A 13,348-nucleotide genomic window follows, 5' to 3' on the forward strand; every position below is an offset into this window, starting at 1 on the left:
TTGGTCTCGACTACAGAACATCTTTTCTTGCGAATTGACGTGGTTTCTGTGTCGACTATTTCTAACAGCACATAGTCGCTACACATACCCACACAAATTATTTCGATTTCGTTTGTTAAAGAGCCAGAGCATTTCGCCCTGTTGAGCCGACATATTCTACAGCGTTTTCAATTCCTGTCAAATTTATTTTTAAGCCATTTCAAAAAACCGAAACACTTAAAACAAATCCGCCACTCACAACCTTAAACCCGCCGAACTAAGCCGACCGCTTCACCGCTAAAACCCAAAAACATGAGCAGTGAAGAGCCGTGCATTCTAATCACCCATACTCCCCGCGTCAAGATATTATTTCTATCCGCGCAAATTTTCTTTTGCCTACCTGATAAACATGCGTGGCCGGCGCCGAAATTAAGGTTTTCGGGTCTTCCAGTTTTTCACCATCAATCTTTACCGCACCTTGTTTGATCAAACGTAATGCTTCAGACGTGCTTTCCACTAACCCAGCATTTTTCAACACATTAGCAATCGGCATGCCCTGCTCATCGACTTTAATTCGAACTTCCTCGATATCATCCGGCAAAGCCCCGCGCTGAAACCGAGCCTCAAAATTCTCAAGCGCCGTTTTTGCAGCCTGAAACCCATGAAACCTGGCAACAATCTCCTGAGCGAGCGAAACTTTGTAATTTCTTGGGTTTTCGCCATCCTCGCACGCAGTTCGCCAATTCTCTATTTCAGTCATTGGCTTAAAGCTCAATAACTTAAAGTAACGCCACATCAGCTCATCTGAGATCGACATGATCTTGCCAAACATGTCATCAGGAACGTCGGCTATACCTATGTAGTTGTTTAGCGATTTGGACATTTTCTGGACACCATCAAGCCCTTCCAAAATCGGCATAGTCAACACGACCTGAGGTTTTTGCCCATAACCTTCCTGCAATTGCCTACCCATCAACAGGTTAAACTTCTGATCCGTGCCACCCAGCTCGACATCCGCTTTCATGACCACCGAGTCATAGCCCTGTATTAATGGGTATAAGAATTCGTGAATCGCAATGGGCTGCCCCCCCTTGTAACGCTTACTGAAATCATCACGCTCCAGCATTCTCGCCACGGTATTTCTCGCTGCTAACTGGATTAATTCGGCACTCGTCATAGAGCCCATCCACGCCGAATTAAATTTCACCTCGGTTTTATCAGGATCAAGAATCTTAAACACCTGCGCCTGATAGGTTTTCGCGTTTTCCGCCACCTCTTCGCGGCTCAACGGCTTACGCGTGACGTTTTTGCCAGTCGGATCACCTATCATCGCGGTAAAATCGCCGATCAAAAATTGCACGTTATGGCCGGCATCCTGAAATTGCTTCAGTTTATTAATTAGCACCGTATGCCCCAGATGCAAATCGGGCGCTGTGGGATCGAATCCAGCCTTAATCGTTAACGGCCGATTTTCCTCCAGCTTTTTGATCAAATCAGATTCCAGCAAAATTTCTTCAGCGCCATAACGCAACTGAGCCAAGGTTTCTTGCAACAATTTATTCTCCCGATAGCCTTTAGTTCTGGGCGCGCATTATAAGTGATGCAATTGTACGGAAGGATAAAAAATGGCCTTTTGTTGGCCTTATGCACCAAAATTGCCTACAATGAAACGCTCGACAAACAATGAAGTGTGATTACTGTGAAGAACAGAATACTCAAGTCGGTGCTTTTAGGCACCTGCACCGTTGTTGCCGCAAGCGCAAGTTACGGATTGATACCGCATAAAGGTTTTGAAGACGCAAAGACCTTGGAGCAAGACAGACTGATCTCATCCAAGATCAACCAGTACACCAAATACGTTGCACCAACCGAAGTACAACATCTGGACATCACTGAAGAACTGGAACATACCGTTAAATCAGGTGAAAACCTTTCCAGCATTTTCTCAGCCTTAAATCTTAGCCGAGAAGATTTGCACAAAATTATCCACGCCAACGCCACCGGCAAGCAGTTTGCCGACGTCGAACCCGGCCAGGACGTTGTTGCCACCCTGAATGCGTCGGGCGAATTGGAACAGCTAACTTACAGTAAAAACCCTTTCGAAACATTGATTGCCACCCGGCATGACGACGAATTCGATGTGGCGTTGTTAAGCAAAAAAGTCGATTATCAAATAGCCAATAGTAAAGGCACGATTGACTCTTCGCTATTCGAAGACGGCAAGGAAGCAGGCCTACCGGAAAAACTAATCCTGAAACTAGCCGACATTTTTGCCTGGGACATCGATTTTGCGCTGAATTTAAGAGACGGCGACCAATTTACCGTTGTCTATGAAAAGCTGTTTGTGGATGGCAAAGAGTTCGATACTGGCGAAATCCTGTCGGTTGAATTCGTCAACCAGGGCAAAACTTATACCGCCGTGCGCTTTGAAGATAATCAAGGCAATACAGGCTACTACACGCCGGAAGGCAACGGCTTACGCAAAGCCTTCCTGCAAACCCCGATGGACTTCGCCAAAATCAGCTCGCATTTCGATTTGCACCGCAAGCATCCGATCCTGAACACCATCCGCGCGCATAAAGGCGTCGATTATTCCGCAGCCATCGGCACTCCGGTTAAAACCACCGGCGACGGTAAAATCGTCTTCCGCGGCGTGAAAAACGGCTATGGCAATGTAGTGGAGATCGAGCATGGCCAAAAATATTCAACCTTGTACGCCCACTTGTCCGGCTTCAAATCCGGTCAGAAACTCGGCAGCACCATTAAACAAGGCGATGTAATTGGTTACGTCGGCAAAACCGGCTTGGCCACCGGCCCGCATCTACATTATGAATTCCGCATTGGCGGCGAGCACGTCAATCCGGTTACCGCGAAAATACCGCGCTCCATGCCTATGGATAACGCTTTACTGGCAAAATTCAAAGCACAAACCCAGCCATTTTTGGCGCAATTGAAACAAGCCAAAGGCGACGCGTTGGTTGCTCAAAACTAATACAGTGTCCGAGCTCTATATAGGCTTAATGTCAGGGACCAGCGTCGATGGTATCGATGCTGGTCTTGTCGATTTTAGCGACGGCAAAACACAACTTGTCGCATTCCATTACCAACCATTCTCCGTCGAACTCCGACAAAAAATTCAAAATCTAAGCCAACCTGGCCAGCCTATTCTGCTAACCGATTACGGCTCTCTCGATAGCCAGATCGGTCGTTTATTCGGCGAAACAGCGCAGACTCTGCTTGATAATGCCAACATTCCGGCAAGTTCGATCAAGGGTATCGGCAGTCACGGCCAAACCGTTTATCACTCCCCAGAAACTGTCAATGGCTTTTCTCTGCAAATCGGCGACCCGAATCGCATTGCCGAAATTACCGGCATCACCACCGTCGCCGATTTCCGCCGCCGCGACATTGCCGTTGGCGGCCAAGGTGCCCCGTTGGTTCCAGCCTTTCATCAAGCAGTTTTTAGCGATGTCACACAAGCCAGGGTAGTCGTCAATATTGGCGGCATCGCCAACATAACAGTGTTAAACGATAAACCGGTCATCGGCTTCGATACCGGCCCCGGCAATGGCTTAATGGACTGGTGGTGTCAGAAACATTGCAACCAGCCTTATGACCGCAATGGCGATTGGGCAGCCAAGGGCAAACCCTATCCCGCCCTGCTCGATGCTTTAAAAGACGACGACTATTTCCGGCTAGCGCCACCGAAAAGTACTGGCAAAGAATATTTTTCGCCTGCATGGTTACAGCAGAAGCTCAGCTTATTTCCCAGCCTTAAGGCTGAAGACATTCAAGCCACGCTCAACCAATTCAGCGCCAATACTATCGCCGACGCCATTCGCCAATATGCGCCAAATACCTTGCAAACTTTGGTTTGTGGTGGCGGTACGCATAACAGCCAATTGATGACCCTGTTACGAAAACTCCTCGATATGCCGGTGATTTCAACAGCTGAAAGGGGAATCGATCCCGATCATGTCGAAGCAATTGCGTTTGCCTGGCTGGCACGCCAAACCCTTAACAATTTGCCGGGAAACTTATGTAGCGTCACGGGCGCAGGGGCGCCCGTGATTTTAGGTGGGATTTATCCGGGTAGAAACGGTTTACGCTGAGAAAGACGAGCCGCAACCGCAGGTCGTCGTGGCGTTAGGATTACGAATCACGAATTGCGCACCAGACAGGTCTTCCTTGTAATCGATTTCGGCACCGCTAAGGTACTGAATACTCATTGAATCAATCAGCACTGTCACGCCATCTTTGACAATTTGGGTATCGTCTTCATTAACATCTTCGTCAAAAGTAAAACCGTACTGAAATCCCGAACAGCCGCCGCCACTGATATAGACTCTGAGCTTAAGATTATCGTTACCCTCTTCCTGAATTAAACCCGCAACTTTATGAGCGGCGCTGTCGGTAAACACAATAGGATCGGACATATAAAACTCTATAAGCAATTGAAAGATTAAATGATTATGACTATACCCAGTAATTCAGTCAAGAATTATCAACTATATTTTCCAGACCTGCGATTAAAGCCCCAACGAAGCAACCACCGCGCTAATATTTACGCTAAATTTAGCTGGAACTCTATTAACAAACTCCATAGCTTCGCCTAAAACCAGAAAGTATCGACAGACTTAAAATCGCTCGACAAGGAGACATACCATGCTTATCACCTTCCTCAGACACGCTACCGCAGAAGATGGCGGCTTATCGATACCCGATGCGGATAGAGCCTTAATCGATAAAGGCGAAAAGCAGGTGAAACGCTTGGCGGCATTTTGTTTAGCCAACGGATTGATTCCGGGATCGTTTTATTGCAGTCCACTGTTACGCGCCCAACAGACCGCGAGGATACTCCACCAACACCTGCCTGACAGCCCTGCACCACAGACCGTTGAGTGGCTGGGCATCGATACTTCTGCACCAACCATACTCAGAGAACTTGCCAAACTGGCCGATCAAGGTCTGGACGACGTTTGGCTGGTCGGGCACGAACCGGACTTCTCGATTACCATATCCCTTTTGTTAGGCACTGTTCCCGACAATATTGTCATCAAAAAAGCCTCCCTGACCCGCCTGGATGCCGACTTGTCCGATCAAGCTTCAGCTAAATTGCTGTGGAGCGTCCCGTGTTCATTGATGCACTAAAGGACCAGCACATCTAAGTTTCAAGCCAATTGTTCGACCAACTCCTTCAGTGCTGCCAGGGTTTCGGCATCGGTAACAGACTCCGCAATCCGCTTGTGCAAATTCTCCGCATAGCGTGTTGATGCCAAGCCAGCCTGAACCAAGCCAAAATCCTGAGCAATGCTATCGATTTGCCGCCAGTCGTCGCCAGTCAATATGGCCTTTTCCGAAGCGGAAGCCATCCTGGCCCAGCCATCAATGTCCCCGGCAAATTTTCTGTAAATAGCAACTTTTTCCAGACTAATCATTACTCATCTGAGACGGCGCAAATCTGTCTAAGCGAAGATCTCTTCGTCCAGCAGATAACAGCCAGGATCCTCGGCCCAAAAATCGCCGGTCATTTGCTGCGCACGAACACGCGTATTGCCGTTGCAAATATTTTGATAATGACAATCGCCACAGCGACCCTTCAGCGGCCTGGGCGAAGCTTTCAATCCGGCCATGAGCGGATCGCTGATGTCCGGCCAGATTTCAGAGAACGGCCGTTCACGGACATTACCCAAACCGTAATGCCACCAGAACGTGTCCGGGTGGACATTACCGAGATTGTCGATATTGGCGACATTCACGCCGGAAGCATTGCCGCCCCATTGCTGCAATTTTGCCTGAATATGCTCCGCTTGCTCGGGGAAACGGCGCTTAACCCAGTGCAAAAAATAAACCGCATCCGCGTCGTTGTTGCCGGTCACCACTTCGCGATGCAAGCCTTGTTGTTCCCAAGCTAACGACTTCTCGAACAAGCTATCCATTACCTTGCGGGTCAACTGAAACTCGGCGTCGTCCTTGCGGTTCTTATTACCGCGACCGCCATAGTTCAAATGCGACAGATAGAATTTGTCGATGTCTTCGTCGTCCATCAATTGCAACAGATCTTCGAAATCGTGAGCATTGTCTTGGGTCAGCGTAAACCTGACGCCGGCTTTGATGTTGTGTTCGCGGCATAAACGAATACCAGCCAGCGAAGCCTCGAACGAACCTTGCTTCTGGCGGAATGTGTCATGGGTCTGACCAATGCCGTCCAGGCTGACGCCGATGTATTGATAGTCGATCGCGGCGATTTGCTCGATATTGGATTGATCGATCAACGTGCCATTACTGGACAAAGCCACATAAAAGCCCATGTCGCGGGCGCGCTGCGAGATAGCAAAAATATCCGGATGCAGCAACGGCTCGCCGCCGGACAAAATCAACACTGGCACTTTGAAGGCTTTCAGGTCATCCATCACCGTGTAGATTTCCGGCGTGCTGAGTTCGCCAGGGAAATTGATGTCGGCCGACGTGGTATAGCAGTGTTTGCAGGTCAGATTGCAACGGCGGATCAGGTTCCAGATCACCACAGGCCCCGAGGGCTTGCGCGGCGCGGTCAACGGCGTCGGGTAAAGCAATTCGCGCATGTATTGGCTAAGTCTGAACATGCCCTATCCCCCGATTCGCAAACCGGTTTTTTTAAGAATTTTGGTGCTGTACAGCACCTCGTGACTACGCGCCTGTTCGCCTAATAATTCGGCGATGATTGCGGTTTGCCGTTCGGCATCCTGCTCGGTCTTACCATGCACCATGGCGAACAAATTGTACGGCCAGTCCGGCAAATGACGGGGACGCTGATAGCAATGACTAACAAACGACAGCATGGCTACCTTTTGTCCCAGTTCGTCGACATGGCTATCCTCAACATCCCACACCGTCATACCGTTGTAGCGGTAACCCAGTTTGTAATGGTTGGGCACCGCAGCAATACGGCGAATGGTCCCGGTCTGCTGCATTTCAGCCAGATGTAACATGATCACTTGTGCAGACAAACCCAGTTGCTCGGCAACCGCTTGATACGGTTCGCTAACCAGGGGCAGGCCGGCCTGGGTGGCTTGGATAATTTGGCGGTCTATCTCGTCGATTGGCATCAGGCTTCCAATTGCAGACCAACGTAGTATTCGCTGATCTTCGGCATGTTGTATACAGCCAATCCGGTCTGCCGCTCAATTTCGGCAATCACACTTTGCACCTGTTCCGGCTTTTCGGTGGCCAGCACAAACCACATGTTGAGTAAATGATTGCGAGCATAGTTATGCGCCACTTCGGGGAAGGCGTTGACGATTTCGGTGACTTCGTCGAAGCGCTCATCCGGTACTTTCAGCGCCGCCAAAGTCAAGGCCCCACCCATTTGTTCGGCATGATACATCGGCCCAAAACGCGACAATATTCCGTCGGCCAACATGGCTTGCAATCTTGACAGCAATTCGGCTTCCGGCAGGCCCAATTCCGCGGCAACCCGTTGGTAGGGCGATACGCAGATAGGGAAACCTTGCTGCAAGCGGTTGACGATGGCTTTGTCTGTGGCGTCCATGTTTAGGCGAAGTGCATACGCAAAGACTGTTTGTTTTGAATCTCCTCCCTGCCCTCTCCAGCAAAAACGGGGGTTGGCCCATCGCCTTTTGTCATCTGGCGAGCATATAAAGCGCCCCGCTGTTTAAAGCAACGCCGGCTAAACAACACTTCAAAAGAATAATCGCTTAAATTGCAGTCATGCCGCAACTCTGCCCATTGCTCAAGCACCACCTCCCGGCTCTTGCCATGGATCATGCAATACAGGTTGTAGGGCCAGACTTCACCTTGGCGCGGGCGTTGATAACACAGATTCACGCAAGCCTGCTGACTGATCAACGCGCCGACCCGAGCTACCCGCTCGTCCGGCACATCCATCACGATCATCGCATTGGCCCGGTAACCCAGCTGACGATGCTTGACCACTACTCCCCAACGCTTGATCAATCCCTGAGTCTTCAAGCGTGCAAGGCGCTCGATTACGTCCTGCTCGGTGATCGCCAATTGCTCGGCTATCGCCGCATACGGCCTCGCTGCAATCGGTAAGCCGGCTTGCACGGCGGCAATCAGTTGATAATCGATAGCGTCAATCATGCAGATTTAGCTCAAATCCCAGGTTGATGAAATAGTCGGCCAGCATCGGCAGCAACATCGCGGGATAGCCGGTTTGAGTCTCGATATCCGCAATAACGGCTTTAAGATGGGTTTCGCTATCGGCAATCAACACAAACCACAAATTGAAGCGATTTTCGCGCTCGTAGTTATGATTGACTTCCGGATAAGCGCTCACCAATTCCGCAACTCTCGCCAAATCAAATTCCGGCACCGCCATCGCCACCAGCGCGCTGTTGCCGATGCTATTGGGCGCGATCACCGGGCCGATGCGGCTGATCATCTGCTGCTCGGATAAGGTTTGAAATGCATTCAGCACCTCGTCTTCGCTAACCCCAAGCTGCTCGGCGATGTCCCGGTAAGGGGTCGGACTCAACGGAAAATCCTGCTGATAATCGTTGAGCAGGCGTTTATGCAAGGGCGCCAGCATGTTACCAGCCTATGCGATTGGCGCGATCAGTGAAGAAAATCCCGCTGGGCTTTTGCGCCGGTAGACGGGCGGTCTCTTGAAAAGTCTCGGTGTCGTAAACCATCACCCGATCCTCGTCGCGCACCGCCAGCCACACCGACTCGCCGCGCGGGCTGAATTCCATATGCAATACGGCCTTTCCGGGCTGCAGGGTTTTTGCGATGTTAAAATCTTTCAAATCGATTACTTGTAAGGTCTGATTGTCCGGGAAAGCAAAATTCACCCACACTTGCCGGCCATCCGGCCGCGAGCTAACAAACACTGGCTGCCCGGCGACCGGAATGCGCTTGACCAACTCCCATTCGCGCGTATCGATCACTAACACTTCATGCAAGCCAACCGCCGGCACCAACAGCCAATCGCCGGCCACGGTCCAGCCCTCAAGGTGCGGCATTTTATAGACCGGCATTTGCTCGTCATCCTTGCCGTAATCTTCCAAGATGTGTTCGACACCTTTTTCCGGTTGCCACAAATCCAGCAAAGACAAGCCTTTTTCACCGAACAACCCGGCGGCGTAGAAATGGCCGTCCGGCGTCAATAAAGCGTCGTACGGCTGCTTGCCGATGTCTTTAAACTTTTTCACGATGGGTTGGCGCGGATTTTTAGCGTCGATCAACCAGATTTCGTTAGCTTCGAACAGACTGCAGACGAAGCGTTGACCCGGCGCATCCACCAAGCCAACCACTTTGGATAACTTATTGTCTTCGCCGTAAACAGCAGGGATTTCGGCCAACTGTTCCAGCGTCACGGCGTCGAACAGTTTCACACCGCCGGGTGTGTAATTGGAAACAGCAATAACTTTGCCATCCTGAGAAATCGCCCCGCCGATACTGTTGCCGGCCTGGATGATGCGTTTATCGATTTTGTCTTGGAGTAAATCGATCTTGGTCAAACCGCCGTCGCGGCCGAATACATAGGCGTAACGCTGATCGCGGGAGAACACCACCGATGCATGAGACAAATCGCCCAAGCCTTCGATACGGCTCAGCGACGAGGGTTTAGTGGTGTTGACGATCTGTATGCTGCCGGTTTCGCGTTCAATCACTACGCCGAGATCGCCGGTGCCACGCAGATCGCCATTGGCTTGGCAAACCCAAAATAACGAAACAGCAATGGTAACTTTACGAATTATTTGGTTCATATCGACGCCAAGGAAAATTTTTAATGCCCACACCATTGGTCTTCGCAGGGCCGCCCATCATTGTCACCATCCGTCACACTGCCAGGACAATTATTCAAATAAAACATTGCTTCTTCGCATGAAGTCATTTGCGTGCACCGCGTTTTGCCTTCACATGTAAATCTCTTAGAAACCTGTATTTCAGGCTGTTCTAGCGCCTGATGACTGACCTCAGTGGCCGGCTGCGACAAAGAAATAGTAGTCTCACGACTTTTAAATTTATTAACCGCAAATCCAACGACAAGCACTGCAATAACAATAGAACTAAATACCGATCGATAATTGCTGTTTTTATGCCTATAAGCACGAGCCTTATAAGGTTGGGGTTTATTTGCATTTTTTCGCGGAGCTATTGGGACTAGCTTCACGAGCCTCCGCTCCGAGAATACGCTTTGCATCCCTTCGATAGTAACGCCAACGGCTCTTTTTTGGCCTGTTAGGTCGATGATTACATCGAAATAAACTATGTCGCTTTCAACCGGCCGTCGGATTGCACCTCTCAACGATGATATATGAAAAAACACATCATCACCGCCATCGTCGGGCGCAATAAAACCATACCCTTTATCATCGATCCAACGTTTTAAAATACCTTTTTGCACACTAATCGAATCTAAGGTTGCCGTAAGCGTTGAATCAGCCAAGCAGTTTCATCTACAGTCAGAAAACTCTTCCACGGCGGCATAGCCGTGCCTGCTCGACCGTTCTGAATCGCATCCGCCAATAGCGCGTCGCTTTTGTCAGCCAATGCTTCCGGCATCAACGATGGCCCCAAGCCGCCTTTCGGCGGCAGGCCGTGACAGGAACCACAATCATGCTTGAGCATATTCAACAGCTCCTGCTGCCGTTGCAGATTGGGTTGTTCCGCAACGGCACAGGTGGATAGCAAACCGATCAACAGCCAGCAATAACGCATTGACTAGGGTTTAACGCTGCCGTAATACGCGGCTATGTCGTTGATTTCCGCGTCGGTCAAAGAACCGGCAATCGCGTTCATGATGTCGGATTTCCGCGTCTTGTCGCGATATTGTTTGATCGCGGTTTTCAAATACTCGGAATCGCGACCGCCTAACGGTGGGAACGGCGCATCGGCGCTGGGCATCCGGATACCGTGACATTGCGCACACACCGCGCCTGCCTTGGCTTGACCGACATACAGACTAGTCGCCTGAACGCTACCGGCGGCGAACACCCCCGCCAACAGCGTCACAATAAAAGGAGTCATCTTCATTTTGATTGCTCCATTTCGTCAGGCGACAAGCCGCGCGTCATGTATTTAACCCGGCCGCGGGAAAAAATGCCCGCCGGGCTTTCCATTGGCACGGTAGCGACTTTTTGCAAGGTGTTGGAGTCGTAAACCACCACTTCGTCACCGTTATAGCCGGCGCTGATATACAAGAATTTGCCGTCGGCACTATATTCCGGGAAGTAGGCGTGACCACCAACATCCAGGGTTTTAACCACTTCCAAGGTTTTTTTATCGATCAATTGCACGGTGCGGGCGCGTCTGTCCTTACTGATGATGTCCACTGCGACATAAGGCGCGTTGGCATGTGCAGCCGGTGATTCGGTGCCGCCGGAAACCGGTACTTGTTTGACGACTTCCATTTTGTCCAAATCCCAAACGCTGACCACGGTTTTATCGCAATCGCCGAAATTGGTACCAAAGCCCAAGGTCCGGCCATCCACTTTCACCGCAGAACCACCGCCCACGTGCGGTACGCAACCGGCTTCCAGTTTTTTGATAATCTCGCGTTTTTCCAGATCGATGGCCGCCACGATGCTGTCGTCGTAAGAGGCAATCATCAATTTTTTGCCACCGTGCGTTAGGAAAGCATCATGCAAATGCCGGCCGACGTTCTCGATCCGAGTGACCGGGAAACCTTCCTTATTCAAATCGATAACCCAAACCTGGCCGGCATTTTCCAGCGCAATCGCGAAAATGTCCGCATAGGGCGTGCCGATGATCATGCCTGAGTCGGAAGAAACGTGTTTACCGTCCGGATCTATGCCTTCTAATTCAAAGGTTTTTAAAGGCTCCAGCGTATCGGCATTCAGAATCACGGCATTATGCGGTACGAAAGAACCGGCCATGATGTATTTACCATCGCGCGATACGCCCATGCCTGGGCCGTTCCAGCCGGTTTTGATGCTGCGCACCGCTTGCATGGAATATAAATCCACCTTAAAAATCTCGGCGGTATCGGTTTTTACATAAGCCCAGCGCGGATTGGCCGGGTTGAAATCGATAATATGCGCAGCGGTGCCGGTGGGCACTTCGCCGACTTTTTGATGCGTGGAGCTATTAATAAAGATCGCTTTGGAGCCTTCGCCACGACCGTATTTACCGCGCGCCGCGACGCCGATCAGGTTTTCGAATTTATCGTCGATTTGGAAAGTCGGCTTGGCCGGCAGCGTGCTTTCGTCCTTGACATAGACTTTCAGCGACTTTTTCATATCGTCGATCGTCCAGGCCGGATTGGGCTGTTTGGGGGTTTCTTGCAGGTGTTTAATCACGCCGCGAATTTGGTCGTCATCGAGTTTGCCATAGAACGGAGGCATCAAGGTATCGAAGCTGCCAGCCATCACGATGGTACGCAATGCGGTGGGACTGCGGCCTTTCAAGGTAGCCGAGTTCAGCGCTGGCGCCAGATAACCGCCGTGATCGGAACCGTGGCAACTGGCACAGTTGTCTTGGTAGAGTTTGTGAAAATCGTCAGATTTTGCCATCACCACTCCGGATGACAACAGCATGGCGATAGAACTCGCCAGTAGGGATTTATTCAGCATTTTTATAGTATTTTTCATTTAAAATTCCTGCCACCCGCAAGTTAAAAAAAAGAGCCAACTTGGTGCATTAAACCATAAAAGACCAGGACGAACAGCCGCCCGATTTAGCATGGTAAAATAACAGCTTGTTGACTCCAGGCCGATGTTATAAAGTAAAGTTTCGATTCGCTATCAATTTACTCCCTGAACCATCGCCTTGTCAACCTTGTGGATCATGATGAGAATGCAATTTATGCAACAAACTGATATTTACGAACTTATTGAGTGCATGACCACCTTGATCCGTTCCGAGGAACGGAAAAAATGTACGGAACTGGGCTTGCAGCCAGTACACTTTCAAGTGCTCAATTACCTCTCGCGCTGCAACAAATACAGTAATACGCCTGCTGCTGTCGCCAACTACTTAGGTATGACGCGCGGCACGGTATCGCAATCGCTAATTATTCTGGAAAAGAAAGGTTATATCGGCAAAACGCCGGATGCCAACGACAAGCGCGTAGTGCATTTGCAGTTGCTGCCCGATGGCGCGGCGATACTAAAACAAGCCCGGCCTTCGGATTTATTCCACAGCGCCACTTCTATCTTGCAAAGCAGCGATTCGCCGCCGTCAGACGCCAATGTTTTCCAACAAGCCTTGACTGCCCTGCAAAAAGCCAACCACTCGCAGTCGTTTGGCGTGTGCAAAACTTGCCGCAACTTCAGCGAAAAAGACGGCGGTTTTTTCTGCCAGCTTACCCAGGAGAAGCTCAGCACAGACGATAGCGAACAAATTTGCCAGGAACACAACCCTGTCTAGTTATTCGGCCGGC

At 50.3% G+C, this 13,348-nt stretch carries 17 protein-coding genes; 4 read left to right on the plus strand and 13 right to left on the minus strand.

From position 1 onward, the window contains the following. Positions 1–337: 337 nt before the first annotated feature. Positions 338–1,531 (minus strand): tyrosine--tRNA ligase, encoded by a 1,194-nt coding sequence (gene tyrS / locus G006_RS0110800; protein WP_033194184.1) that lies wholly within the window; start codon positions 1,529–1,531, stop codon positions 338–340. 147 nt (positions 1,532–1,678) lie between these two features. Here tyrS and G006_RS0110805 point away from each other — a divergent pair, with 147 nt between their 5' ends. Beyond that, positions 1,679–2,971 (plus strand): peptidoglycan DD-metalloendopeptidase family protein, encoded by a 1,293-nt coding sequence (locus tag G006_RS0110805; RefSeq protein WP_026146967.1) that lies wholly within the window; start codon positions 1,679–1,681, stop codon positions 2,969–2,971. Positions 2,972–2,975: 4 nt separating this feature from the next. Further along, entirely contained in the window at positions 2,976–4,091 is a 1,116-nt protein-coding gene (locus tag G006_RS0110810; protein WP_026146968.1) for an anhydro-N-acetylmuramic acid kinase, read from the plus strand. Here the strand turns inward: G006_RS0110810 and erpA are convergent. Continuing rightward, the gene (erpA, locus tag G006_RS0110815; RefSeq protein ID WP_020483200.1) at positions 4,083–4,415 is read right to left on the minus strand and encodes an iron-sulfur cluster insertion protein ErpA; all 333 of its coding nucleotides are present in this window, start codon (positions 4,413–4,415) and stop codon (positions 4,083–4,085) included. The genes G006_RS0110810 and erpA overlap by 9 nt on opposite strands. A gap of 229 nt (positions 4,416–4,644) precedes the next feature. On the opposite strand from erpA, the gene G006_RS0110820 reads away from it, so the two are divergent. Next, positions 4,645–5,130: a SixA phosphatase family protein gene (locus tag G006_RS0110820; protein ID WP_020483201.1), complete on the plus strand. Its 486-nt coding sequence runs from the start codon at positions 4,645–4,647 to the stop codon at positions 5,128–5,130. 20 nt (positions 5,131–5,150) lie between these two features. On the opposite strand, the gene G006_RS0110825 is transcribed toward G006_RS0110820, so the two are convergent. Genes G006_RS0110825 through G006_RS0110875 form a run of 11 tightly spaced genes read right to left on the minus strand, consistent with a single transcriptional unit; the run spans position 5,151 to position 12,557 of the window. Next, positions 5,151–5,417: a hypothetical protein gene (locus G006_RS0110825; RefSeq protein WP_020483202.1), complete on the minus strand. Its 267-nt coding sequence runs from the start codon at positions 5,415–5,417 to the stop codon at positions 5,151–5,153. 27 nt (positions 5,418–5,444) lie between these two features. Further along, on the minus strand, positions 5,445–6,584 hold the full coding sequence (gene nirJ / locus G006_RS0110830) for a heme d1 biosynthesis radical SAM protein NirJ (protein ID WP_026146970.1): 1,140 nt from the start codon (positions 6,582–6,584) through the stop codon (positions 5,445–5,447). Between the two features lie 3 nt (positions 6,585–6,587). After that, positions 6,588–7,067 (minus strand): siroheme decarboxylase subunit beta, encoded by a 480-nt coding sequence (gene ahbB / locus G006_RS0110835; protein ID WP_020483204.1) that lies wholly within the window; start codon positions 7,065–7,067, stop codon positions 6,588–6,590. Then, positions 7,067–7,510, minus strand: coding sequence for an Lrp/AsnC family transcriptional regulator (locus tag G006_RS0110840; RefSeq protein ID WP_020483205.1), 444 nt, complete (start codon positions 7,508–7,510; stop codon positions 7,067–7,069). The genes ahbB (G006_RS0110835) and G006_RS0110840 overlap by 1 nt, the downstream gene beginning before the upstream one ends. 2 nt (positions 7,511–7,512) lie before the next feature. Beyond that, positions 7,513–8,082: a siroheme decarboxylase subunit beta gene (gene ahbB, locus G006_RS0110845; protein ID WP_020483206.1), complete on the minus strand. Its 570-nt coding sequence runs from the start codon at positions 8,080–8,082 to the stop codon at positions 7,513–7,515. Continuing rightward, positions 8,075–8,530, minus strand: a complete 456-nt coding sequence (locus G006_RS0110850) for an Lrp/AsnC family transcriptional regulator (protein WP_020483207.1) — start codon at positions 8,528–8,530, stop codon at positions 8,075–8,077. Before G006_RS0110850 ends, ahbB (G006_RS0110845) begins: the two co-directional genes overlap by 8 nt. A gap of 1 nt (position 8,531) precedes the next feature. Continuing rightward, the gene (locus tag G006_RS0110855) at positions 8,532–9,710 is read right to left on the minus strand and encodes a cytochrome D1 domain-containing protein (protein WP_026146971.1); all 1,179 of its coding nucleotides are present in this window, start codon (positions 9,708–9,710) and stop codon (positions 8,532–8,534) included. Between the two features lie 20 nt (positions 9,711–9,730). Further along, positions 9,731–10,393, minus strand: coding sequence for a cold shock domain-containing protein (locus G006_RS29130; protein WP_081607925.1), 663 nt, complete (start codon positions 10,391–10,393; stop codon positions 9,731–9,733). Further along, positions 10,363–10,665: a c-type cytochrome gene (locus G006_RS0110865; RefSeq protein WP_020483210.1), complete on the minus strand. Its 303-nt coding sequence runs from the start codon at positions 10,663–10,665 to the stop codon at positions 10,363–10,365. Before G006_RS0110865 ends, G006_RS29130 begins: the two co-directional genes overlap by 31 nt. A gap of 3 nt (positions 10,666–10,668) precedes the next feature. Beyond that, a complete protein-coding gene (locus G006_RS0110870) occupies positions 10,669–10,980 on the minus strand; it encodes a c-type cytochrome (protein ID WP_020483211.1) in 312 nt (103 codons plus the stop codon). After that, positions 10,977–12,557, minus strand: a complete 1,581-nt coding sequence (locus G006_RS0110875; protein ID WP_020483212.1) for a nitrite reductase — start codon at positions 12,555–12,557, stop codon at positions 10,977–10,979. Before G006_RS0110875 ends, G006_RS0110870 begins: the two co-directional genes overlap by 4 nt. Before the next feature lie 214 nt (positions 12,558–12,771). Here G006_RS0110875 and G006_RS0110880 point away from each other — a divergent pair, with 214 nt between their 5' ends. Next, positions 12,772–13,335, plus strand: coding sequence for a MarR family winged helix-turn-helix transcriptional regulator (locus G006_RS0110880; RefSeq protein ID WP_026146973.1), 564 nt, complete (start codon positions 12,772–12,774; stop codon positions 13,333–13,335). The last annotated feature ends 13 nt before the right edge of the window (positions 13,336–13,348 follow it).

It is taken from the genome of Methylomonas sp. MK1 (assembly GCF_000365425.1).
In the GTDB taxonomy this organism is placed as follows: Bacteria; Pseudomonadota; Gammaproteobacteria; order Methylococcales; family Methylomonadaceae; genus Methylomonas.